This is a genomic window from Butyrivibrio proteoclasticus B316 (assembly GCF_000145035.1).
GTDB lineage: Bacteria > Bacillota > Clostridia > Lachnospirales > Lachnospiraceae > Butyrivibrio > Butyrivibrio proteoclasticus.
The window spans coordinates 2,018,767-2,043,124 of the sequence record NC_014387.1 but is presented as its reverse complement, the minus strand read 5'-3'; the positions used below and the strand labels follow the sequence as shown (position 1 = coordinate 2,043,124).

The 24,358-nt window shown below is 39.6% G+C and carries 19 protein-coding genes; all 19 read left to right on the top strand.

The features are described from left to right. The first annotated feature begins 189 nt into the window (after positions 1–189). Positions 190–1,578, top strand: a complete 1,389-nt coding sequence (argH, locus tag BPR_RS08460; protein WP_013281056.1) for an argininosuccinate lyase — start codon at positions 190–192, stop codon at positions 1,576–1,578. A gap of 51 nt (positions 1,579–1,629) precedes the next feature. Then, positions 1,630–2,715, top strand: coding sequence for an aspartate-semialdehyde dehydrogenase (gene asd, locus BPR_RS08455; protein WP_013281055.1), 1,086 nt, complete (start codon positions 1,630–1,632; stop codon positions 2,713–2,715). Positions 2,716–2,824: 109 nt separating this feature from the next. Then, a complete protein-coding gene (locus BPR_RS08450) occupies positions 2,825–4,201 on the top strand; it encodes an ATP-binding protein (RefSeq protein WP_013281054.1) in 1,377 nt (458 codons plus the stop codon). After that, entirely contained in the window at positions 4,194–7,685 is a 3,492-nt protein-coding gene (locus BPR_RS19790) for a DNA topoisomerase III (protein WP_013281053.1), read from the top strand. The genes BPR_RS08450 and BPR_RS19790 overlap by 8 nt, the downstream gene beginning before the upstream one ends. Positions 7,686–7,709: 24 nt before the next feature. Continuing rightward, positions 7,710–8,384 carry an LbetaH domain-containing protein gene (locus BPR_RS08440; RefSeq protein WP_026661461.1) on the top strand — a complete coding sequence of 225 codons (675 nt, stop codon included), beginning with the start codon at positions 7,710–7,712 and terminating at the stop codon, positions 8,382–8,384. A gap of 162 nt (positions 8,385–8,546) precedes the next feature. Beyond that, the gene (locus BPR_RS08435) at positions 8,547–8,735 is read left to right on the top strand and encodes a hypothetical protein (RefSeq protein WP_013281051.1); all 189 of its coding nucleotides are present in this window, start codon (positions 8,547–8,549) and stop codon (positions 8,733–8,735) included. A gap of 139 nt (positions 8,736–8,874) precedes the next feature. Then, positions 8,875–10,719, top strand: coding sequence for an asparagine synthase-related protein (locus BPR_RS08430; RefSeq protein ID WP_207636468.1), 1,845 nt, complete (start codon positions 8,875–8,877; stop codon positions 10,717–10,719). 290 nt (positions 10,720–11,009) lie between these two features. Next, positions 11,010–11,513 (top strand): acetolactate synthase small subunit, encoded by a 504-nt coding sequence (gene ilvN, locus BPR_RS08425; RefSeq protein WP_013281049.1) that lies wholly within the window; start codon positions 11,010–11,012, stop codon positions 11,511–11,513. A 99-nt stretch (positions 11,514–11,612) separates the two neighbouring features. Further along, positions 11,613–12,641, top strand: coding sequence for a ketol-acid reductoisomerase (gene ilvC / locus BPR_RS08420; RefSeq protein WP_013281048.1), 1,029 nt, complete (start codon positions 11,613–11,615; stop codon positions 12,639–12,641). A gap of 312 nt (positions 12,642–12,953) precedes the next feature. Then, positions 12,954–15,413: a YfhO family protein gene (locus tag BPR_RS08415; protein ID WP_013281047.1), complete on the top strand. Its 2,460-nt coding sequence runs from the start codon at positions 12,954–12,956 to the stop codon at positions 15,411–15,413. Positions 15,414–15,493: 80 nt separating this feature from the next. Further along, positions 15,494–16,765, top strand: a complete 1,272-nt coding sequence (gene leuC / locus BPR_RS08410; RefSeq protein ID WP_013281046.1) for a 3-isopropylmalate dehydratase large subunit — start codon at positions 15,494–15,496, stop codon at positions 16,763–16,765. 54 nt (positions 16,766–16,819) lie between these two features. After that, the gene (gene leuD, locus BPR_RS08405) at positions 16,820–17,311 is read left to right on the top strand and encodes a 3-isopropylmalate dehydratase small subunit (RefSeq protein WP_013281045.1); all 492 of its coding nucleotides are present in this window, start codon (positions 16,820–16,822) and stop codon (positions 17,309–17,311) included. 20 nt (positions 17,312–17,331) lie between these two features. Beyond that, a complete protein-coding gene (locus BPR_RS08400) occupies positions 17,332–18,315 on the top strand; it encodes a glycosyltransferase family 2 protein (protein ID WP_013281044.1) in 984 nt (327 codons plus the stop codon). Positions 18,316–18,377: 62 nt separating this feature from the next. Next, entirely contained in the window at positions 18,378–19,208 is an 831-nt protein-coding gene (locus BPR_RS08395) for an Mrp/NBP35 family ATP-binding protein (protein WP_013281043.1), read from the top strand. A 33-nt stretch (positions 19,209–19,241) separates the two neighbouring features. Beyond that, the gene (locus BPR_RS08390; RefSeq protein ID WP_013281042.1) at positions 19,242–20,624 is read left to right on the top strand and encodes an AI-2E family transporter; all 1,383 of its coding nucleotides are present in this window, start codon (positions 19,242–19,244) and stop codon (positions 20,622–20,624) included. Positions 20,625–20,830: 206 nt separating this feature from the next. After that, the gene (locus tag BPR_RS08385; protein ID WP_042256790.1) at positions 20,831–21,862 is read left to right on the top strand and encodes a branched-chain amino acid aminotransferase; all 1,032 of its coding nucleotides are present in this window, start codon (positions 20,831–20,833) and stop codon (positions 21,860–21,862) included. Positions 21,863–22,041: 179 nt separating this feature from the next. After that, positions 22,042–22,665 carry a Holliday junction branch migration protein RuvA gene (gene ruvA, locus BPR_RS08380; protein ID WP_013281040.1) on the top strand — a complete coding sequence of 208 codons (624 nt, stop codon included), beginning with the start codon at positions 22,042–22,044 and terminating at the stop codon, positions 22,663–22,665. 122 nt (positions 22,666–22,787) lie between these two features. Further along, positions 22,788–23,819 (top strand): Holliday junction branch migration DNA helicase RuvB, encoded by a 1,032-nt coding sequence (ruvB, locus tag BPR_RS08375; protein WP_013281039.1) that lies wholly within the window; start codon positions 22,788–22,790, stop codon positions 23,817–23,819. Between the two features lie 74 nt (positions 23,820–23,893). Further along, positions 23,894–24,307 (top strand): cell division protein ZapA, encoded by a 414-nt coding sequence (gene zapA, locus BPR_RS08370; RefSeq protein WP_013281038.1) that lies wholly within the window; start codon positions 23,894–23,896, stop codon positions 24,305–24,307. Positions 24,308–24,358: the final 51 nt, after the last annotated feature.

Here is a 24,358-nt window from a genome sequence, read left to right as displayed (position 1 = left end):
AATTTCTTAAGACTTTAGTTGATAAAAGTGTGAAAATAATGTATATATATGCATAATAGTTTTAAAATATACATTTTCTATACGAAAACAATCTTTATTACAATCATTAAACGTATTATATGTCAGGTTAATATCGCTAATTGCTATATTGGTACAGAACAGTTCTGATCGATTGATGGGAGATTATATATGGCGCAGCTTTGGGGTGGAAGATTTACTGGAAGTATAAATGAACTTGCATGGAACTTTAATGCTTCAATCACTTTTGATAAGAGGTTTTTGGAAGTTGATGTTCGCGGTAGTAAAGCGCATGCTTCCATGTTAGCTAAACAGGGAATTATTTCCGAGGAAGAGAAGGAGCAGATAGTAAATGGGCTTGACTCAATCCTTCAGGACGTAATTGATGGTAAGCTTGAGATAACTACCAAATATGAAGATATTCATAGCTTTTTGGAAGCTAATCTTATCGACAGAATAGGTGATGCCGGTAAAAAGGTTCATACAGGCCGCAGCAGAAATGATCAGGTGGCGCTTGATATGAGGCTTTATGCAAGAGGCGAAGTGGAGCATATGTCTGAGCTTCTAAGGAATATGCTGAACTGCCTTAATGGAATCATGAAAGATAATCTTGATACCTATATGCCGGGATTTACCCATTTACAGAAAGCTCAGCCTGTGACACTGGCTCATCATATTGGCGCCTATTATGAGATGTTTAAAAGAGACCTTCTTAGAATGAAGGATATCTATAACAGAATGAATTATTGTCCGCTTGGAGCCGGAGCACTTGCAGGAACCACATATCCTCTTGACAGGGAATATACAGCAGAGCTTCTTGATTTCTTTGGACCAACACTCAATAGTATGGATTCAGTTTCAGACAGAGATTATCTCATAGAGTTTATGTCAGCTCTTTCGACAATTATGATGCATCTTTCCAGATTTTCAGAAGAAGTAATAATCTGGAATTCGAATGAGTATAGATTTGTAACTATAGATGATGCTTATTCTACGGGCAGTAGCATAATGCCTCAGAAGAAGAATCCTGATATTGCTGAACTTGTAAGAGGCAAGACAGGAAGAGTATATGGCGATCTGATGTCTCTTTTGACCACGATGAAAGGGATTCCGCTTGCTTATAATAAAGATATGCAGGAAGATAAGGAAGCGTTTTTTGATGCTGTAGATAATACATCTAATTGCCTTACTCTTTTTACAGATATGCTTGCGACAATTAAATTCAATAAAAGCGCAATGGAAAAGAGTGCAATGATGGGATTTACCAATGCTACAGATGCAGCGGATTATCTTGTAAATAAGGGAATGCCATTCAGAGATGCTCATTCTGTGATCGGAAAACTTGTTTTGTATTGCATTGATAAGAACTGTTCTATAGATGAGCTGGCAATAGATGAACTAAAGAGCTTTTCAGAAATGTTCGATAGTGATATATATAATGCTATAAGTCTTGAGACCTGCGTCAATAAGAGGCTTACCATCGGAGCGCCAAGCCCGGATGCGATGAAGAAAGTAATATCTATAAATGAGGAGTTTATCAAAAACTACTCATTGAAATAATAACAATATATATGCGGCATGGATCCGCGTCAGATAAGGAGGAGTTATATTATGAGCGACAAGTTGAAAGTAGCAGTCCTTGGTGGAACCGGAATGGTAGGACAGAGATTTATTTCTATTCTCAATAACCATCCATGGTTTGAAGTTACTACAGTAGCAGCAAGCCCACGTTCTGCTGGTCAGACTTATGAGGAAGCTGTAGGCGGCAGATGGAAGATGGATGAGCCAATTCCTGATTCTGTTAAGAACCTAGTAGTTAAGGATGTTACTGATGTTAAGGGCGTTTCAGCAGATGTTGATTTTGTCCTTTCTGCGGTAAATATGTCTAAGGATGAAATCAAGCATATTGAAGAAGAGTATGCAAAGACTGAGACTCCTGTAGTTTCTAATAACTCTGCACATAGATGGACTCCTGATGTTCCTATGATCATTCCTGAGATCAATCCTCAGCACATGGATGTTATCGAATTCCAGAAGAAGAGACTTGGTACAACCAAGGGATTTATTGCAGTTAAGCCTAACTGCTCTATTCAGAGTTACACACCTGCTCTTACAGCTTGGAAAGAGTATGAACCATATGAAGTAGTGGCTACAACTTACCAGGCTATTTCCGGCGCAGGCAAGAACTTTGAAGAGTGGCCAGAGATGGTAGGGAATGTAATTCCTTTCATTTCCGGAGAGGAAGAAAAATCAGAAAAAGAACCTCTTAGAATCTGGGGCAAAATTGAGAATGGTGTTATTGTTCCTGCAGATGATGTGAAGATTACTTGTCAGTGTATCAGAATTCCGGTTCTCTATGGCCACACAGCAGCAGCGTTTGTTAAGTTTAAAAAGAATCCTTCCAAGGAGGAGCTTATTGAGAAGCTTGAGAAGTTCTCAGGACTTCCACAGCAGCTTGGTCTTCCTAGCGCACCTAAGCAGTTTATTCAGTACATGCAGGAGGATAACAGACCTCAGGTTACTCTTGATGTTAATTATGAGAATGGAATGGGTGTCAGCATTGGCAGACTTCGTGAAGATACAATTTATGATTGGAAGTTTGTTGGTCTTTCACATAATACACTTCGTGGCGCAGCAGGCGGAGCAGTTGAGTGTGCTGAACTTTTGAAGGCTAGCGGATACATTAACAAAAAATAATTGATTTATTTATAAAAAAATATGTATAAATGCTATTAAATCGTATATCATATAATATATATGGTATACGATTTAAGTTTATTTAATATTATGGTATGATTGGGGACATATGGAAAAGACAAGACAGAAAGATCTTGATTTTTTAAACAGATATTATGAGAGCGGAACATCCAATGTTTTGGTAGTATACGGCCATAGAAATATTGATGACAGTGAGCTTATCAATAAATTTCTGGAAAACAGGAAAAATGTATACTATCTGGCAAGATCCGCTTCAGAAAAAGAGCAGCGTTTTTTGTGGGGGAAGGAGCTTAGGAACAGGGGAATTGAACTTGAAGAGTACCCTTCATATTTTAAAATCTTTGATGCCTGCCTTTCTCTTGCAGGCAGAAATCCTTTTATAATTGTAATCAGAAATTTTGAGCATATAGTTAAAATGTCTGATGACTTTATGCGCGAACTTAGTGATTTTATGGCCCAAAAAGGTAAAGACAGACAGCTTATGTTTCTGCTTGAAAGCCACGATATCAACTGGGTTGAGAATAGCATGGTAGGAAGTCTTGGAAAGCTTGCTGTGTCAATAGATGATTTTAGGAAAATCAAGCATTTGAGCTTTGCGGAGATGCGTGACAATTTCCCTAGTATGGGTTACGAAGACGCAGTAATGACTTATTCTGTTCTGGGTGGTCGTACCAGACTGTGGAAGTATTTTAATGATGAGTTTTCCTTTAAGGAGAATATCTGCAGGAATCTTTTGAATGACAATTCATTTTTGTATGGCGAGGCGATAAGACTTACTGAGCAGAATCTTCGTGAAACAGCTGTTTATCATACGCTTTTGGCAGAGATGGCAAGAGGCGTCAATAAACTAAATGATCTTTATCATGTCACGGGTTTTTCGAGAGCTAAGATTTCTGTTTATCTTAAGACCCTTATTCATCATGACTTTGTTTACAAGGCCTATTCCTTTGGAAATGCCGGCAGAGAGAATGTTATGAAGGGTGTATATAAGATATGTGATCCTATGGTTAATTTCTTTTTCAGGTTTGTTTATCCTAACCAAAGTAGTCTGATGCAGATGCCCAAAGATAAATTTTATGATATATTTATATCTGCGGGAATGCAAGATTATGTTCATGAAGCTTTCAAAGCTATCTGCAGGGAATATATCTTCAATTTAGAAGAGCGGGGTCAATTCCCATTTGAGATTAGTGAAGAAGGCGAATGGATAGGCAAAGAGGGCAATATCGATATTATAGCGCAAAGTGATACCGGAGAAACTGCTCTTGTAATGTGCTTCTGGGGCAGGCAGGCAACCCACGCAGATTATGTTAAATTGCATTCTGACGCGAGAAAAGCAAGACTTGAGGGAGATGTTATCTTTATCTTTTCAACAGGCGGCTTTGATGCGTGGCTAACAGATGCAGCTGGAAAATCATCAGAGAGCCTTAAGTTGATTGGATTAGATGAATTAACGAATGGCTAAGAAACTGATAATAACAGAGAAACCTTCAGTCGCAAGAGATTTTGCGAGAGTTCTGAATGTTTCCGGCAATAATAACGGATATATCGAGAATGACCAGTATGTCATTTCCTGGTGCTTTGGTCACCTTGTTGAGATGGTATATCCGGAAGAGTACGATCCTAAGTACAAAAAATGGAGGCTGGAAGATTTACCTTTTCTTCCGGCCAAATATAAATATGGCGTAATTAAAAATAGTGCAGACCAATATAAGCTTATCAATAACCTGCTCCACAGGGAGGATATTGATACGGTTTACTGGGCGGGCGACTCGGGAAAAGAAGGACAGACCATAGAAGAGAATATCAGAAACTATGGTGGTGTCAGAGATGGAATGACAGAGCTTAGAGTGTGGATCGATTCCATGACAGACGAAGAGGTCAGAAGAGGAATCGCACAGGCTAGGCCGATGTCAGATTATGCACTTCTTGGAGAGTCAGGAATCATGCGTGCTATAGAGGACTATAGCCTTGGAATTAACTTTTCAAGAGCTTTGTCTGTTAAATATGGCAAGCTGATAAACGACGCTGCGGCAACCAAATCATACACAGCTATTGCTATTGGTCGAGTAATGACCTGCGTTTTGGGAATGGTGGTTCGAAGAGAAAGAGAAATCAGGAACTTTGAGAAGACCCCATTTTTCAGAATTGTAGGTTCTTTTTCTGATGCCAAAATTTTGGCTGAGTGGAAGGCTGTATCAGGCTCTGCTTATTTCGAGTCTCCACTTCTGTACAAAGAGAACGGATTTAAGAAGGAAGATAGCGCCAAAGCTCTTATTGACTCTTTTAACGGGAAAGAGGCTGTAATTGACAGTATAGAAACAGGTAACTCCAAGAAGAGAGCACCTCTTTTGTATAATCTTACAGAGCTTCAGGCTGATTGTACCAAAAGATTTAAGATAAGCCCTTCTCAGACTCTTGAGATAGCACAGGAGCTTTATGAGAAAAAGCTCACGACTTACCCAAGAACAGATGCCAGAGTTTTGACTACTGCTGTAGCCAAGGAAATCTATAAAAACGTAAAGGGACTGTCCGCAGTTAACGAGGTATCCGGATTTGTAGATCATGTCCTCAAAAATGGCCTGTACAAGGGAATTGAGAAATCTCCTTATACAGATGATTCTAAGGTTACTGATCATTATGCGATAATTCCTACAGGGCAGACAAGTGCTATGGGATCATTGTCGCCACTTGCAATGAACGTATATCTTTTGATATGCAGGAGGTTTGTATCTATTTTTTACCCTTCTGCAGAATATAAAACAGCAAAACTTCAGATTGCTGTTGGGAATGAGAAGTTTTTTGCCGCTGCTAAGGTACTGGTATCACCGGGATATCTGGAAGTTGCCGGAATACCTAAGGATAAGAAGGCAGAAGATAAAAAAGGCGATGAAGAGGGCAACTCTTCTGAAGATGAGGAAGATGTTGGAATTTCCAAAGAGGAATTCCTTAAGTTTGTCGAAAATGCTCACAAAGGCGATAGGATATCCGTTAATGATTACATGATAAAAGAGGGTGCGACAGCGCCGCCTAAGAGATATACGTCAGGTGATCTTGTAATTGCCATGGAGAATGCGGGCAATCTGATAGAGGATGAAGAGCTTAGAGAAACAATCAAGAAAAAGGGTATAGGAACTGCTGCTACAAGAGCTGCAATTATCCAAAAGCTCATTGACAACAAGTATCTGGCTCAGAGTAAGAGCCAGATCATAACCCCTGAAAAGCTTGGGGAGATGATATACGAAGTTGTATATCTGTCTGTACCAACGCTCCTTAATCCGGAGATGACGGCCAGCTGGGAAAAAGGACTTGAGGGTATTTATAACGGCTCTGTTAATGGGCAGGATTACAGAGCCAAGCTTGAAGAATACATTCGAAGAGAAACAGGTAAACTCATAGAAAAAGACCTTACCACTGAGATTGTCGGAAGAATTAACCAGTTCACAGGCAAAGAGTCCAAGGGACTGGCTTCCAGGAAACCTATTGGAATCAAGTGTCCTGTCTGTGGTGGAGAAATAACTACTACATCTTTTGGTTATGGCTGTAGTAATTACTTCAATGATCAGATAAAATGCACATTTAGCGTCGGCAGGATAGCAGGCAAAGATCTTGATGAAGAAACTGTTAAGACTCTTATTACCGAAGGTAAGACCGGTGTAATAGAAGGGTTTGTCGGCAAGAACAAGAGCTCTTTTAGCGCAAGTTTGAGACTTGGCAAGGATGAAAACGGCAAATATGCTATAAGCTTTAACTTTGATGATGTTCCTACCGTATATGTAGATAATATGAACTGCCCTGCCTGCGGTGGCAGGATTATCAGAACCGTAAACGGATATTCCTGCGAAAACCGAGGAAAAGAAGAAGGAGGCTGTTACTTCTATCTTGGCGAGGTTGCTGGCAAGAAACTGACTGAGGAACAGGTGAGGACGATTCTCTCCGGAGAGGAAACTGAGGTAATACGAGGCTTTAAGTCCAAGAATAACAAGCCGTTTAATGCCAAGCTTGTAATGAAGACATCTGAAAATGGCAAAAAAGAGATAACCTTTGACTTTGAGGGCGTTGAGCCGGATTATCTTGCAGATGTTGTCTGTCCTGATTGCGGCGGAAGAATAATTAAGAAAACAGTGGGCTTTGGCTGCGAGAATTTCAAGGCAGATGATCCACAGTCCTGTAAGTTTTTCATAGGGAAGATCGCTCAAAAGCAGATTTCTGAAGCGAATGTCATAGAACTTCTTAAGGAAGGACGGACTGGTACGATCAGAGGCTTTAAGAGCAAGGATAAAAAGCCTTTTGATGCATGTCTTGTAATGAAGAAAAACGAAAATGGCGTAAGTGAGATTTCTTTTGACTTTGAAAATGTTGAAGCCAAAACAGTTAAGGGGGTTACATGCCCTTTGTGCGGAGGAGACATCGTCAAAACGCCGTTTGGCTATGGATGCAGCAATTATAAAAAGGATGACCCGGAGAATAGCTGCAAATTCAATATTGGTGCTATTGCGGGCAAGAATCTCAAAGATGCTCAGATTAAAGAGCTGCTTCTTACGGGAGAAACGACCAAAATTTCCGGCTTTAAGTCCAAGAGCGGTAAGCCTTTTGAAGCCAAACTTGCCCTTGATAAGGGGGAGGATGGCAAAGTTAAGGGAATCCGCTTTGTCTTTGAAAGTGAAGATGAAGTCATGGAAGATGCCAAGTGCCCTATATGCGGCAAGCAGATAATAAAGGGACACTTGGGCTATCGCTGCGAAGACTACAAAAAAGGTGATGAGGGCTGCAGCTTTTTTATCGGTAAGATTGCAGGCGTCATGATTGATAAAGAGAACTTTAAAAAGCTTGTAAACGAGAAAATCACTGACAAAATTGCCGGATTTACCAGCAAAAAAGGAACAAGCTTTGATGCTAAACTTGCATTTGACGAGAAGTTTAATGTGGTGTTTAATTTTGATAACTAAGGCGACAATAGAAAGGATAATGTGATGGAAGAATTTAAGATTTCCAATATGTATGATTTGAATGAAACGATTGCTGCAGACTATATGAGAACCAAGGAGTACCCTTGGGAGCTTCTTGCAGGCATCAAAGACTATATTATAGAGCTTGGTAACAAACTCCCAGCTGATAAATTCGAGAAGAGGGGAGAAAATGTATGGGTTGCCAAGAGTGCTAAGGTATTTGATTCAGCTTACATTGGCGGACCTTGTATCATTGATGAGGACGCTGAGATCAGACAGTGCGCATTTATAAGAGGAAGCGCTATTGTAGGAAAAGGTGCAGTTGTAGGAAATTCTACAGAGCTTAAAAATGTAATCCTCTTTAATAAGGTTCAGGTTCCTCACTACAACTATGTGGGAGATTCTATCCTGGGCTACAAAGCTCACATGGGTGCAGGCTCAATAACATCTAACGTTAAGAGTGACAAGAAACTTATCGTTGTTAAGAATGGCCCTGATGATCAGGTAGAGACAGGCCTTAAGAAGATGGGAGCTATGCTGGGTGACAACGTAGAAGTTGGCTGTAACAGCGTTCTCAATCCCGGAACTGTAATTGGAAGATGGTGCAATGTATATCCTCTTTCTAGTGTTCGCGGATGCATCCCGGATCACCATATTTTCAAGGATAAGGACCACATTGTTAAAAAGGTTGAAGATTAAAGATTATGTGCAGGTATAAGGCACTTTATGGTACACATTTTGTGAGAACAATGATTGAAAAATAAATGTTACAGTTGTGATAGATTTGTAGACCGAAATTAATCCTTTATGTATAATCGAGTCTATAATAAATATGAAAAAGTTTTGGAGGATATTTGAATTATGAAGAAATGGAATGTACCTGAAATTACTGCACTTGATATGAATGAGACAGCTAATGGACTTTTAGACTGTGAATGTGAGTTTTGGTTTATATCTAATGATAGTCAGAAGAAGTGTGATCCGACCCCAGTAACACCAATACCAACACCTGTTCCAGAGACACCAGAACATGTTGATCAGCTTTCATAATATGAAGTATTTAGAGCCTTGTCAGGCTTGCCTGACAAGGCTTTTTGTATGACTTATTTTTCTCTGTGAGGTATACATGAGTAGTATTTTTGGTTTTTTTATAAATCATAATAAAGAAAACATTCTTTCAAAAAAAACTATGGAAAATCTTTCTATATGGAATAAAGCCTATGGTGATAAAAACGATATTTGGCAATGGGATAATTGTGGTATTGGTGCTTATATAGAAAGACTAAATGATAATCTTCCTGTCAATAAAATAGTGTTAGAAGATAGTGGAAAATATGCTGTTATTGATGCTGTTTTGTATAACAGGGATGAAATCTTTGATAAGCTGGGCGAGGAAATCACGGATACAGTTTCTGATGAAGAACTGTTATTTACATATATACAGAAATACGGATACAAAGCTCTTTTGGAAGTAAATGGAGATTTTTCCGGAGCAGTATTTGATGCAGACAATAAAACGATAACTTTATTTAGAGACCACATGGGAATACGCCCATTATATTATTCCTGCAATGAATCTTTTTTAGTATTCTCAACAGATATAAGAGGAATAATTGCTGTTCCAGAGGTGGATTGCAGTATTAGTGAGAATTGGATTTACAGGACTACTAGAGGAATGGTTATTTCTGATATGGTTTCAACGGAATATCAGAATATTTCATGCGTCAGACCTGGAAGCTTTCTGACTTTTTCTTTCTCTAAAAATGAGATGACAAAAACTGAACATGTATATTGGAGTGTTGGAAAAAAGAAAATAAGGCTATCATCAGATGAAGCTTATCAGAAAAAGCTTAGGGAACTTATTGAGGATTCTATAAAGAGAAGACTTGATGCTGTATCTGGGATTGTTGGAGCTGAGCTGTCAGGAGGCCTGGATTCTGGAGTTATATCAATTCTTATTAATCGCTTTGGAAGAGAATGCAAGTACTATTCCTGGTCACAATCTCCTGAAGAGCTTGAATATGCCAAGGATGATGAGAGACTAGTAATAAATGACATTTGCCAGCAGGAACATATAGAATGCCATTATGGTGAACTCGATATGAAAGAAAAAGCGAAAATATATGGCATCACTAAGGAAACTGGAATAAAGATAGATATAGAAGAGCTTCCGCACATAAGATATGCATTGCCGGCATTTATTAATTCTTTAAAAGTGACTCAAACATCTGAAGATCTTAGTCGCCTTGGGGCAAAAGTTGTTTTCACAGGTCATGGCGGCGATGAAGGAGTGAGCCATAGACCTAATCCTTATGAGATGTTTCATTATCATGAGTTTTATCATTATTTTAGATATATGTTCTCTACAACAAATGGCTTTAATAATAGAATTGGCAGAACTTTAAAAAAGTGTTGGAAAAATCTTACTGTGGAAAGAGATTCTTTGAAAAACCATTATAGTTCACCTATAAAAGCGGATGGAGTTTTGAAAGATTCTTTTGAGAGTTCCTATAAAACCGATTGTCGAGAAATGCTATTTGCTTATGATCCTATCGAATATGTAAGAAATGGTGGAAGCAGGAATAGACTTGATAATATAGCTCTTCTTGGAGCATACAGTAAAATGAGGTATATCGTTCCATACCTTGATTACAGAGTGATTGACTATGCGGTTTCTATACCAAGGTATCAGTATCTTCGTGGACGCAAAAACAGATATATTTTCAGGGAAGCATTTAAAGATATCATGCCTGATTCTCTGTACAGGGTAAGATATAAGCTTGAGAATAGTCATCGTAATGTGAAGCCTGACCCAGACTGGTTTGAAGAGTTTAAAAAAGAAAAAAATGCTGTGGTTGATAAACTTGACCGAACAAGATGGGCAAAATATCTGGACTTTGATGCTATCGATTCCTGGAAAGAAAAAAGCGAACCGACAGGAGAGAATATATCCAAGGATAACTTTTTTATGGTTGCTCTTCTAAACCTTGCTGCAGCACAGAATGTAATAGACAAGGTCAGAGCAGTTAAATGAATTCAACAATTAATGAGCCTCCTTTACGGGATAACCGTAAAAGGAGGCTTTGTTTATTTTTATGTATACTTTAGTACTGTAAAATAATGCGAGTTTAAAGTCTAAAAGAATTTATGGTTGACATGGTGCTTTCAAGTGGTATAATTTGATTTAATTAGTTTAAATACAGCAACTAATAATCAAAATAATAGTTCAAAATTCAGCGAGTCATAGCAATAAAATCTGACACTTTAAAGCACTAAAGGTATCAGACCACAACTGAGTTTGGACTGGCTCAAAGGAGAGCAAAGATGCAGAAAAAAGTATTTCAGCTTCTGGTTGATAATACTTCAGGTGTTCTTTCCAGAATCTCTGGTCTGTTTTCCAGAAGAGGATATAACATTGAGAGTATTACAGCGGGGGTAACGGCTGATCCGAGATTTACTAGAATTACTATTGTTGCTTCAGGTGATGATGTGATCCTGGATCAGATTGAGAAACAGGTATCCAAGCTTGTCGATGTCAGAGACATTCATGAGCTTATTCCTGAGGAGAGTGTTTACAGAGAACTTGCCATGGTCAAGGTAAGAGCTGCTGCAGATGACAGGCAGAGTATTCTTGCTACAGCCAATATATTCAGGGGCAACATAGTTGATGTCAGCCCGGATTCACTTATTATTGAGATTACAGGTAACCAGTCCAAGATTGATGCTTTTCTAAGACTTCTTGAGGGAAGAGAAATACTGGAGCTTGCAAGAACCGGTATAGCAGGCCTTGGAAGAGGAACTGACAATATTATCTATTTGGATGAATAATCTGGCCAAGAGCCATTTTATAAGAGAATGTAGGAGTTACTAATAGCTCTTTTACATTTATGAGGAGTAACACTAGATTAGAAAATGGAGGAATAACAAATGTCACAGGATGCACGTATTTTTTACCAGGAAGATTGTAACCTTTCACTTCTTGAGGGTAAGACAATTGCAATTATTGGCTATGGTTCACAGGGACATGCACATGCCCTTAACTTAAAGGATTCAGGATGTAATGTTATTATAGGACTTTATGAGGGCTCTAAGAGCAAGGCTAAGGCCGAGGCTCAGGGACTTAAGGTATATAACACAGCAGAGGCTGCCAAGATGGCAGATATCATCATGATCCTTATCAATGATGAGAAGCAGGCCAAGATGTACAAAGAGGATATCGAGCCAAACCTTCAGCCTGGTAATATGCTTATGTTTGCACACGGCTTTAATGTACACTTCGGACTCATCAAGGCTCCTAAGGATGTTGACGTAGCAATGATCGCTCCTAAGGCTCCCGGACATACAGTTCGTTCTGAGTACCAGGCTGGTAAGGGAACTCCTTGTCTTGTAGCTGTTGAACAGGATGCTACAGGTAAGGCTCTTGACCTTGCACTTGCTTATGGCGCAGGTATTGGTGGCGCAAGAGCGGGTCTTTTGGAGACAACATTCAGAACAGAGACAGAAACTGACCTCTTTGGTGAGCAGGCTGTTCTTTGTGGTGGTGTATGTGCTCTTATGCAGGCTGGTTTTGATACACTTGTTGAGGCTGGATATGATCCAAGAAATGCATACTTTGAGTGCGTTCATGAGATGAAGCTCATCGTAGACCTCATCTATCAGTCAGGCTTTGCCGGAATGAGATATTCTATTTCCAATACAGCTGAGTATGGCGATTATGTAACAGGTCCTAAGCTCATCACAGATGAGACCAAGAAGACTATGAAGAAGATTCTTGCTGATATTCAGGATGGAACATTTGCCAAGGAATTCCTTCTTGATATGTCAGAAGCCGGCGGACAGGTTCATTTCCAGGCTATGCGTAAGCTTCATGCTGAGCATCCATCAGAGAAGATTGGTGAGGAAATCAGAAAGCTCTATAGCTGGAACAATGAGTCAGACAAGCTCATCAACAACTAATGAAATTGTGTTTATAATCCCTTTATTTATTGGTAACCTCCTTGCGGGCCTCTCCGCAGGGAGGTTTTTGCGTATAAGGATAAAAATGAGCTGAAAACAGAGCTTTCTTTTGTGCGATTAAATTTTCAGCAATGTTCCTTTATGTGAAAAATCAAATATTATGCCGTCAGACGCCTAGTTTTTGGTTGATTTATAAATTGCACTTAAAACTTAATAGATATATCATGTTATTAAGTGTGTGCTCATGTATACAGGCTGGAATCATGCCTTTTTTGAGCCAAATTTATTAATATATACAGGGAAAAAGAGAAAATGTCTGAGACAAAAGTTAATTATATGACCAATGAAAAGAAATGGTATGTACCGGTAATCGTATTTTTTAGTGCGTTTTTGATGTATGTGATATCGGCTCTGCCAATTTTTATAGGTAGGGGCCTTCCGTTTTTTTACTACGGAGACTATAACGTTCAGCAGATTCCATTCTATATTGCGGCTCATAGAGCTGTTGAAAATGGTGATTTCTTTTGGAACTGGAATATAGACCTTGGCGGTACAATGGCCGGGGATTTTGCTTTTTATCTGTGGGGAAGCCCTTTCTTTTGGATCACTATGCTGTTTGATGAGAGCATGATCCCTTATCTTATGCCATTTCTTATGGCGCTTAAGTATGCCTGCGCAGCAACCTGCGCTTATCTTTATATCAGAAGATATGTACATAAATACAGCTATGCAATGGTTGGCGGTTATTTGTATGCTTTTTCCGGCTTCAATGCCTGCAATATCGTATTTAACCACTTTACCGATTCTGTGGCATTTTTCCCATTATATCTTTTGACCTTTGAGAATTTAATGGCAGTTGATGATCAGGAGGAGGCAAGGTATAGATATTCCGGCTCTAAGTTTGTAGCCTTTGCCCTTATGACTGCGTTTATGGCAACAGTTAACTATTATTTCTTTTTTGGGCAGGTTGTCTTCCTTTTGATTTATTTTGTGGTCAGATATGCCAGAAATAACAAGCTTCTTAGTACATTTGTCATGTTTAATAAAGCTCTCTTTGGCGGCGTTTTGGGAATAATGATTGCTGCATTTTTCCTTTTACAGGCATATGCCGGAATCAAGGGGAACACAAGACTTGATAACTACATAAATGGCTATAACATGCTGATCTACCCAAGTGAGAAACTGCTATGGGATATTGTTAAGAGCGTTTCAATGCTTCCTGACATCATTGGTAAGGGGACACTTTTTTACACAGGAACCGTCAAGAATGCGTCACTTGCAGCTTACATTCCTATGTTTGGCATGTCCGGAGTAATAGCATATTTCCTTCTCAATAGGAAAAAGAAAAACTGGGAAAAGACAATGCTGATAATCTGTTTTGTTACAGCATTTATGCCTGTTCTTAATGCGGCCTTTTCTATGTTTAATTCAGCTTACTATGCCAGATGGTATTATATGCCTATTCTTATCATGTGCCTTATGACGGCGCAGGTTGTAGAAAGAGGGAAGTCTCCACAGCTAAAAAAGGGAGCAGTAGCTGCAGTGCTTATGTTTCTCTTTTTCCTTGGAGTGTATTTCCTGCCTTCCAAGAATGATGATGGCGAAATGGTCATGTTCAACATGACAGAGAATAAGACTATCTTTTTGCGAGATGTTCTTGGAACAGCTATTTTATGCCTGATGCTCCTTGTGATTGCTTTTGTGATCCCTAAGAATTTCAGAAAAACATCTGAAAACGGAAATGAACGAAGATTTGTAACCGGAATCAGAGATCAGATTATTCTGTGGGCAGTCGTTGTGAGCTGCATAATTTCTACATTTATTCCGCTTAAGAATGGCAGCGGAATAATCAGCGACAGGGGCAAGACAATGTGGCAGACGCAGATGCTCTTTAACAAGGTAGAGGTTGATCAGAGTGATTTCTGCAGAGGCGAGGTAGATAGCACATCGACGAATTATGATATGGTTTGGGGAATACCTTCAATTCACTGCTTCCTTAGTACGGTTCCTTCAGAAATCTTTGATTTTCTCTATGGAAGCTGTGGCATAACAAGGACTGTAGAAACAAATCTTCCGGTGGAAAGAAGCGGCGCAAGAGCCATTCTTTCAGGCAAGTATTATTTTGAAAATGCTGAGATCAGCAAGAACAGGGTATTCCACAATGGTGAGGGAACAGATGGCTATTTTTATTTAAAAAATGAGAATGGCTTTGATGTATTTGAAAATCTTAACTTTATTCCGATGGGATTTACTTTTGACTACTACATCACTGAATCTGAATGGGAAGATCTTGAGGCCAAGGAACATGACCTTGATCTGACAAGGGTTTTGATACTTCCGGATGATGTGGCTGATGAGTATGGTGACAAACTCATAATGACTGAGATGACAGCGGAGGAAATCTCAGAGAATCCTATATCTTATCTTGAATTTACAGATGAGTGTACAAAGAGAGCCCAGACTTCATGTACAGAATTTACAACTGATACATATGGCTTTACCGCCAGGACAGCAATGCTTAAAGACAACACACTTGTCTTTTTCTCAGTTCCTTTCACTGAGGGCTTTAGCTGCACAGTAGATGGAGTAGATACACCGATAATTAAGGCTGATTACGGACTAATGGCTATTCCTGTTTCCGGAGGCAGCCACGAGATCAGAGTTACATATACTCCTGAAGGCTTTAGATCCGGATTGGCTTTGAGCATTGCCGGAATACTTCTTTTAGCAGGTTATATTCTTGTGTTAAAAAACATCAAGAAAAACGATTAAATTTGTTATGTGTTTTTAATTTTGTGTCTATGTTATATTTGCAATAGTTATTTTGATATAAATTAAGGAGACATAAGTGTATGAGCAAGATGACCATGAGCCAAAAGATTCTGGCAGCCCACGCAGGGCTTACAGAAGTGCATGCCGGACAGCTTATCGAGGCTGATCTTGATCTGGTGTTGGGGAATGATATCACCAGTCCGGTAGCTATCAAGGAGTTACAGAAATTTACCAAAGAAGGAGTTTTTGACAAAGACAAGATTGCGCTTGTTCCGGATCATTTCGTTCCTAATAAGGATATTAAGTCTGCCGAAAACTGCAAATGTGTAAGAGAATTTGCAATCAAGAACAAGATAACCAATTATTTTGAAGTAGGTAAGATGGGAATTGAGCATGCTCTTTTACCGGAGCAGGGGCTTACTGTTGCAGGAGATCTGATAATTGGCGCGGATTCTCATACCTGTACTTATGGCGCACTTGGAGCTTTTTCTACTGGAATCGGTTCAACTGATATGGCTGCAGGAATGGCTACCGGTAAGGCCTGGTTCAAGGTTCCTTCAGCTATAAAGTTCAATATTATTGGCAAGCCATCTAAGTGGGTAAGTGGGAAAGACGTTATCCTTCATATTATTGGACTGATTGGAGTTGACGGAGCTCTTTATAAGTCTATGGAATTTGTTGGAGAAGGCATCAAAAACCTTTCTATGGATGATAGATTCACTATTGCTAATATGGCTATAGAAGCAGGTGGCAAAAATGGCATTTTCCCTGTAGATGATATCGCTATGACATACATGAAAGAGCATGCCCCTAATAGGCAGTTTACTGTTTATGAGGCTGATGAGAATGCTGAGTATGATGAGGAGTATACTATTGATCTTAGTGCTCTTACTCCAACAGTTGCATTTCCACATCTTCCTGAGAATACTCATACTTTTGATGATATAGAAGATATTAAGATCGATCAGGTTGTGATCGGATCCTGTACTAACGGAAGAATCGACGATCTCAGAATTGCTGCGGAGGTTCTTACAGATCACCGCGTTGCCGATGGAGTTAGATGCATCGTAATTCCTGCTACTCAGAAGATTTATCTTCAGGCTATGGAAGAAGGACTTATTAAGACATTTATTGAAGCCGGAGCTATTGTTTCCACACCTACATGCGGACCTTGCCTTGGCGGTTATATGGGAGTTCTTGCTTCCGGGGAGAGATGCGTATCTACTACGAACAGAAACTTTGTAGGCAGAATGGGTGCTATAGATTCTGAAATCTATCTTGCATCTCCGGCTGTTGCTGCTGCAAGTGCTGCAACCGGCAAGATTTCACAGCCTTCAGAGTTGGGCTTGTAAAAAATAATGGATCAGACAGGTAACTGATGAAGATTTTAAAGTGAGAATAAATGTATGAAAGCTGCTAAAGGAACAGTTTTTAGATATGGGGACAATGTAGATACAGATGTTATCATTCCTGCCAGATATCTCAACAGCACAGATGCAGGTGAGCTTGCTGCTCATTGCATGGAGGATATAGACAAAGACTTTGCTAAAAAAGTTAAGGCAGGGGACATTATTGTTGCAGATAAAAACTTTGGATGCGGTTCATCCAGAGAACATGCACCTATAGCAATCAAGGCCAGTGGTGTCAGCTGCGTTATCGCAAGGAGTTTTGCAAGAATCTTTTACAGGAACAGTATCAATATAGGACTTCCTATAATTGAATGTGAAGAGGCTGCAGATGCTATCAAGGCAGGAGATGTAGTCAGTATTGATTTTGACAGTGGCATAATTACTGATGAAACAACCGGGAAGAGCTTCCAGGGACAGGCGTTTCCTCCTTTCATGCAGAAGATAATTGATTCTGAAGGCTTAATCAATTATATTAATGCTAAGGATTAATTTTGGGAGGATATTTATAAATGAACAGGTTGTTCTGCGTTATTCCCTGCTACAATGAGCAGGAAGTCTTGCCTGAGACGTCTAAGAGGCTCCAAGAGAAAATGGAGACTCTCATCAGAAAGGGTAAGATTTCAGAGGATAGCAGAGTCGTTTTTGTAAATGATGGATCCAAGGATAATACCTGGAAGATGATTCAAAGGTTGCACGAAGAGAATCCTCTTTTTCAGGGTATCAATTTATCCAAAAACATGGGACATCAGAATGCGCTTCTGGCTGGGCTTTTAACAGCAAAGGATGTTTGTGATGCAGCAATATCAATGGATGCTGATCTTCAGGATGACATTAATGCTATTGATGAAATGGTAGATAAATTTCTTGAGGGTGCGGATGTTGTATATGGTGTTCGCTCCAAGAGAGCTACAGATACTTTCTTTAAGAGGTTTACAGCAGAGAGCTACTATAAATTGGTTAATGCGCTAGGCGCCAAGACTGTTTATAATCACGCTGACTTCAGACTTATGAGTAGGCGCGCTCTTTTAGGACTTGCAGAGTTTGGGGAGGTTAATCTTTTCCTCAGGGGTATTGTACCGATGGTAGGCTACAATACAGAGATTGTCTATTATGAAAGGGCAGAGCGTTTTGCCGGAGAGAGTAAATATCCTCTCAAGAAGATGCTGAGCTTTGCGGTAGAGGGCATAACAAGCCTTAGTACCAAACCAATCAAGATGATAACAGGACTTGGTATATTCATATTCTTCGTGAGCATAGCGGTTCTGATATATAGTCTGGTGAGATATTTTACAGGCCATACCATTACAGGATGGACAACTACGGTGATCTCTGTATGGGCTATTGGCGGCCTTATGATGATTTCTCTTGGAGTTATCGGCGAGTACGTCGGTAAGATCTATCTTGAGACCAAGAACAGACCTAGATTTATAATTGAATCTTATATAGCTGATGAACAGGATGAGGCTGTATTTAAAGATAACGAGCACAGGTAATTACTTGTGCTCTTTATGTGCGTTTGCACAAAAACATAATATAAAGGTAGGAAATAATAAAAATGGCAAATGGACACGGAAAGAAACCGGAAGATTTTAAAAAGCAGATGGAGGAGAACTTTAAAGTTGCGCCATCTGAGTTTTCTCATGTTAAAAAAGTAATTGGAATTGTCAGTGGTAAAGGCGGTGTAGGAAAGAGCCTTGTAACAGGTCTTTCTGCCAGTGCTATGAACAAAAAGGGATATAAGACAGCTATTATGGATGCTGATATTACAGGCCCTTCAATACCTAAAATGTTTGGTATCGGTAAGGCAAATTATGCTGATGAAAATCAGCTTCTGATTCCTGCAAGTTCTGAGGGTGGTATTAAGATCATGTCTCTTAATATGCTCATGGAAAATGAAACAGATCCTGTAGTATGGAGAGGCCCTGTTATTGCAGGCATTGTTAAGCAGTTTTGGTCAGATGTTAACTGGGGAGATGTTGATTTTATGTTTGTAGATATGCCTCCGGGAACAGGTGATGTACCGCTTACAGTATTCCAGTCACTGCCTGTTGATGGAATTATTGTAGTTTCTACACCACAGGAACTGGTTGAGATGATCGTAGAAAAGGCTATCAATATGGCTAATATGATGAATATACCTGTGCTCGGCGTAGTTGAGAACATGAGCTATATGAAGTGTCCTCACTGCGGTGAACCTATTAATATTTTTGGCGAGAGCGGAATAGAGAAATATGCTGCTTCCAAAGGTCTTGATATTCTTGGCAGAATCCCGCTTGATCCAGCTGTGGCAGGGCTTTGTGATGCCGGTAAGGCTGAAGATATTGAGAATGAGTATATGGACAGCCTTGTATATGTTCTTGAAGGCCTTCTTGAGGATAAAGAATAATACGTTTATATATTTTTGTTTGGGGGAACTGTTATGAAGATGAAGCCTGAGAAAAACCAAGTAACCTGGGGAATTACCATTTTTGTTATGTGTGTATGCCTCATGCTGGCTTACTATGTAATTTTTGATGGTAAAACGATAGCCAAAAATCTTGGTAATATAGTTGATTCTTTATCAGGAATCATTATAGGAATTGTCCTTGCCTTTATCCTGATTCCGCTTATGGAAGGAATAGAACACCGTATTCTTATTCCTATTTATAAAAAGCGTGGAATTGATGTTTCCATGGCAATAAGTGCAGATAAGAAAAAGAGATCTCAGATGCGTAAGATTTCTATTCTTATAACGATGGCTATTTTTCTTTTTATGGCTTATAGCCTATTTAGGGTCATTATTCCTCAGCTTGTGAGCAGCATACGTGAAATCGCTAATAATCTGCCAATATATATCAAAAATGTTGATGATTATTCTAATTTATTTTTGGCTAATAATCCTGAACTTCAGCAGATAATTGATTCACAGCTTGATAACTACTACGAGACTCTTAGCAGCTACCTGACCCAGAAACTCCTTCCGCTTCTTCCGGGAAACGTCAACACTATCGTGAGATATGCTTCCAGAAGCTTTATTTCAGGTATCAAGATTGTCTTTGACCTTGTAGTTGGCTTTATTGTTGCTATATACGTACTTAATTCCAAGGAACGTTTTACTACAAGAGGCAAAAAGATGGCTTACGCTGTCCTCAAAGAAGATGCTGCTAACGAACTGATAAGTGGCTTTAGATTTGTGAACTATACTTTTCAGGGCTTTATAGGCGGCAAACTTGTCGATTCTCTTATAATAGGAGTTATTTGTTATATAGGCTGCATGATGCTCAAGATACCATATCCTGTGCTGATTTCAGTTATTGTAGGAGTGACCAATATTATCCCATTTTTTGGTCCATATATCGGAGGCGGAATGGGAGCTCTTATCCTTGTGCTGATAAGCCCTGTGAAAGCATTGGTATTCCTTATTTTTGTAATTGTCCTGCAGCAGTTTGACGGCAATATCCTTGGACCTACTATCCTTGGAAACTCCACCGGACTTTCAAGCTTTTGGGTTATTTTCGCAATTACTTTATTTGGTGGATTGTGGGGAGTTGTTGGATGGCTTGTCGGAGTCCCGATTTTTGCTGTATTCTATGCGCTTGTTTCAAGAATTACAAATGTTCTTTTGACCAGGCGGGGACTCTCTGTTCAGACTAACGAATATACTGATCTGGCCTACATAGAAAATGGAGAGTACAAGCTTCTTAGTGACAAGAATAATACCAAGCACAATGCCAGAAAGAATACCTCTGCGTTTAAAAAGCTGTTTCATTTTAATCTTAATGTGAAGAAAAACAATAAGAAATCAAATGATACCAAGAAGTAAATTGCGATGTATTTCTTTAGCGTTTAACGGTTTGTTCTTGAAAAATTGCTGCATATTTTTTGCTTGACGTAGATACATAAAGGTATATAATTAAAAAATATTAGTACATCAACGCATTAAAGTGTGACATCTTGGATGTATAATTCAAGAAAGTATGAATAAAAATCTGGATGATTCATATCCATGTTTTGGAAGGGGATTGGAAGATGAGTAAAAAGAATTTGGACTGGGCCAATATTGGTTTTAGCTACATGGTTGCAGACAAGCGCTATGTTTCTAATTACAAGGATGGTAAGTGGGATGATGGAACACTTACAGAGAATTCGATGATAACAATTAGTGAGGATGCGGGTGTTCTTCACTATGCGCAGGAATGCTTTGAAGGATTAAAGGCTTATGAAACAGAGGATGGCAGAATTGTTACATTCAGACCTGATCTCAATGCCAAGAGAATGGTTGATTCAGCCAACAGACTTGAGATGCCTCCTTTTCCTGAAGATAGATTTATCAAGGCTGTTGAGGAAGTTGTTGCTGCCAATAAGGATTGGGTTCCTCCATACGGAAGCGGTGCTACTCTTTATGTAAGACCAGTTATGTTTGCAACAGGCAATGTTATCGGTGTTAAGCCAGCTGATGAATATCAGTTCAGGATTTTTGTAACACCTGTTGGACCTTACTTTAAAGGCGGCGCTAAGCCTATAGTAGTTAAGATATCTGATTTTGACAGAGCTGCTCCTCACGGAACAGGCAATATCAAAGCAGGTCTTAACTATGCGATGAGTCTTCATGCTATTGTTACTGCTCATGAAGAAGGCTTTGCTGAGAATGTATACCTTGATGCTGAGTCTCGTACATACATCGAAGAGACTGGCGGAGCAAATATCATATTTGTTACCAAGGACGGAGGGCTTGTTGTACCTCAGTCACACACAGATTCAATCCTTCCTTCTATTACCAGAAGATCGATCGTTTATGTTGCAAGAGAAATCCTTGGCATGAAGGTTGAGGAGAGACCTGTTAAACTTTCAGAAGTACCGGAATTTGTAGAAATGGGTCTCTGCGGAACTGCTGCTGTTATCAGCCCTGTAGGAAAGATAAATGATCACGGCAAGGAAATATGCTTTGCAAGTGGAATGGATGATATGGGACCTGTAATGAAGAAACTCTATGATACTCTTACAGGTATTCAGATGGGTACAGTTCCAGCACCTGAGGGATGGATACACGAAATCAAATAATCTGATCAAGATGATTGTTTAGAAGAGATAATAGACTGGAATTTACGTTTTATGTAAGTTCCGGTCTCTTTTTGTGTTAGAACCAGATTAAAAATGAAACATCTGTTCACTATTTCAAGGCGTAATGTGTTAAAATGATTAGGAGTTTTGAAATAGTATTTAGTCGGGGGACTTTTGATGTGATCGCTTACGTAAATGGAATTCTCGAGAATCTGGAAGATGGCAATGCCGTTATCGATGTGAACGGAATTGGCTATAACGTTAATATTTCAGGATCCACAATGGATAGAATGCCAGGTATTGGAGAAATGGTCAAACTATATACCTACACCAATGTCAAAGAGGACGCATTTACATTGTTCGGATTTCTATCCAGAGATGAACTTAATTTGTTTAAACTTCTGATAACAGTTAATGGTATTGGACCCAAAGGAGGACTTGCCATTTTATCAGTAATGACACCGGATGACCTTAGGTTTGCCATTTTGGCAGGTGACAGTAAGTCTCTTTCCAAGGCACCGGGAATTGGCAAGAAGACTGCGGAGAGAATTACTCTTGAGCTTAGAGACAAGCTTAAACTTTCTGAGGATGAGCTTCTTGGAGGAACCAGTGCCAGTGCTGCTGACATTGGCTCAATGGATGGAGATAACAGTGCCAGAGATGAAGCTGTTGCTGCTCTTGTGGCTCTTGGCTATAATTCTTCAGATGCCATGAAGGCTGTCAGAAAGGTTCTTGCTTCTTCCAAGGAAGCTGGAGAAGATACTGAGATCCTTCTTAAACTTGCACTTAAGGAAATGTTCTGATTGCAGCCTTGCAGTAAAATATTATGCGATGAGCTAGTCTAATATGATTCCTGTTTTATGAGGAAAAACAGGAATCTATAAATATTTGTTTATCAATGAAAAGCTTACAGGGTGATTTATACATGGAGAAAAGAAAGATAAATACAACCGCAAGAGGTATTGATACAGCGGCTAATCAGGAAGATGCCAGAATAGAGGGATCACTTCGTCCCAAGCGTCTGGATAATTATATAGGCCAAAAGAAAATAAAAGAGAGTCTCAAGATTTATATTGAGGCTGCCAAGAAGAGGGGAGACAGTCTTGATCATCTTCTCTTTTACGGCCCGCCGGGTCTGGGTAAGACAACTCTTGCAGGCATTATAGCTGCTGAAATGGGTGTTAATATCAAGATTACCAGCGGTCCGGCTATAGAGAAACCCGGAGATATGGCGGCTATCCTTAATAACCTTCAGGAAGGGGATGTCCTGTTTGTAGATGAGATACACAGGCTTAACAGGCAGGTTGAGGAAGTCCTTTATCCGGCAATGGAAGATTATGCTATTGATATCATGATTGGTAAGGGACCTACAGCCAGATCAATAAGGCTTGACCTTCCACATTTTACTCTGATTGGAGCTACAACCAGAGCGGGAATGCTCTCTGCACCTCTCCGCGACAGATTCGGCATGATCCACAGGATGGAATACTACGACATAGATGAATTATCGACAATTATCATGCAGTCAGCAGGCGTACTAGGAGTTGAAGTCGATGAAAAGGGTGCTGTTGAGATGGCAAGGCGCAGCCGTGGTACACCAAGACTTGCCAACAGAATTCTAAAAAGAGTTCGTGATTTTGCCCAGGTTAAATATGATGGCAGGATCACCGAAGACATTGCGATCACAGCGCTTGATCTTATGGATGTCGATAAAATGGGCCTTGATCACACTGACAGAAATCTTTTGATGACAATGATTGGGAAGTTTGGCGGTGGACCTGTCGGACTTGATACTCTTGCTGCTGCGATAGGAGAGGATTCGGGCACTATAGAAGATGTATATGAGCCTTATCTTATCAAGAACGGATTTCTCAACAGGACGCCCAGAGGCCGCGTGGTTACTGAGGAAGCATATCATCATTTGGGGCTTGAAATGCCTGCCCGCGCTGATATATAATATCTTTAATGCGTTGGTAATATAGGGATGAGTGCGCATATAAATGCACATTTTTTATTGTGAGGGGAGTACATATGGCGTCCAAGACAGATACAGAGGTAATAATCGGGGGAAAAGTTTTTACCTTAAGTGGATACGAGAGTGAGGAATACCTTCAGAAGGTAGCTTCATATATCAATAATAAGATTGCTGAGTATAACAAGATAGATGGGTTCAAGAGACAGCCAATTGATACTCAGAATGTTCTTTTACAGCTTAATATCGCTGATGACTATTTTAAGTCCAAGAAGCAGATAGAGCTTATGGAAGAGCAGCTTTCCGAGAAAGAAAAAGAACTCTATGATCTCAAACATGAGCTTATAGCTACTCAGATCAAACTTGAGAACACTGAGAAGAACGGCAAGAATCTTCAGAATAAGCTTGATGACTCATCAAAGAAGATTATTCAGCTTGAAACTCAGATAAAGGGAACAGGAAGTAAAAAATGATTATCCTAGCGCAAAGAGTCACTTCGTGACTCTTTGTTTTATATTTAATGT

What these genes read in the sequence shown, in the direction of transcription:
- argH (WP_013281056.1), top strand. Translation starts at nt 190, where the DNA reads ATGGCGCAGCTTTGGGGTGGAAGATTTACTGGAAGTATAAATGAACTT.
- asd (WP_013281055.1), top strand. Translation starts at nt 1,630, where the DNA reads ATGAGCGACAAGTTGAAAGTAGCAGTCCTTGGTGGAACCGGAATGGTA.
- BPR_RS08450 (WP_013281054.1), top strand. Translation starts at nt 2,825, where the DNA reads ATGGAAAAGACAAGACAGAAAGATCTTGATTTTTTAAACAGATATTAT.
- BPR_RS19790 (WP_013281053.1), top strand. Translation starts at nt 4,194, where the DNA reads ATGGCTAAGAAACTGATAATAACAGAGAAACCTTCAGTCGCAAGAGAT.
- BPR_RS08440 (WP_026661461.1), top strand. Translation starts at nt 7,710, where the DNA reads ATGGAAGAATTTAAGATTTCCAATATGTATGATTTGAATGAAACGATT.
- BPR_RS08435 (WP_013281051.1), top strand. Translation starts at nt 8,547, where the DNA reads ATGAAGAAATGGAATGTACCTGAAATTACTGCACTTGATATGAATGAG.
- BPR_RS08430 (WP_207636468.1), top strand. Translation starts at nt 8,875, where the DNA reads ATGGAAAATCTTTCTATATGGAATAAAGCCTATGGTGATAAAAACGAT.
- ilvN (WP_013281049.1), top strand. Translation starts at nt 11,010, where the DNA reads ATGCAGAAAAAAGTATTTCAGCTTCTGGTTGATAATACTTCAGGTGTT.
- ilvC (WP_013281048.1), top strand. Translation starts at nt 11,613, where the DNA reads ATGTCACAGGATGCACGTATTTTTTACCAGGAAGATTGTAACCTTTCA.
- BPR_RS08415 (WP_013281047.1), top strand. Translation starts at nt 12,954, where the DNA reads ATGTCTGAGACAAAAGTTAATTATATGACCAATGAAAAGAAATGGTAT.
- leuC (WP_013281046.1), top strand. Translation starts at nt 15,494, where the DNA reads ATGAGCAAGATGACCATGAGCCAAAAGATTCTGGCAGCCCACGCAGGG.
- leuD (WP_013281045.1), top strand. Translation starts at nt 16,820, where the DNA reads ATGAAAGCTGCTAAAGGAACAGTTTTTAGATATGGGGACAATGTAGAT.
- BPR_RS08400 (WP_013281044.1), top strand. Translation starts at nt 17,332, where the DNA reads ATGAACAGGTTGTTCTGCGTTATTCCCTGCTACAATGAGCAGGAAGTC.
- BPR_RS08395 (WP_013281043.1), top strand. Translation starts at nt 18,378, where the DNA reads ATGGCAAATGGACACGGAAAGAAACCGGAAGATTTTAAAAAGCAGATG.
- BPR_RS08390 (WP_013281042.1), top strand. Translation starts at nt 19,242, where the DNA reads ATGAAGATGAAGCCTGAGAAAAACCAAGTAACCTGGGGAATTACCATT.
- BPR_RS08385 (WP_042256790.1), top strand. Translation starts at nt 20,831, where the DNA reads ATGAGTAAAAAGAATTTGGACTGGGCCAATATTGGTTTTAGCTACATG.
- ruvB (WP_013281039.1), top strand. Translation starts at nt 22,788, where the DNA reads ATGGAGAAAAGAAAGATAAATACAACCGCAAGAGGTATTGATACAGCG.
- zapA (WP_013281038.1), top strand. Translation starts at nt 23,894, where the DNA reads ATGGCGTCCAAGACAGATACAGAGGTAATAATCGGGGGAAAAGTTTTT.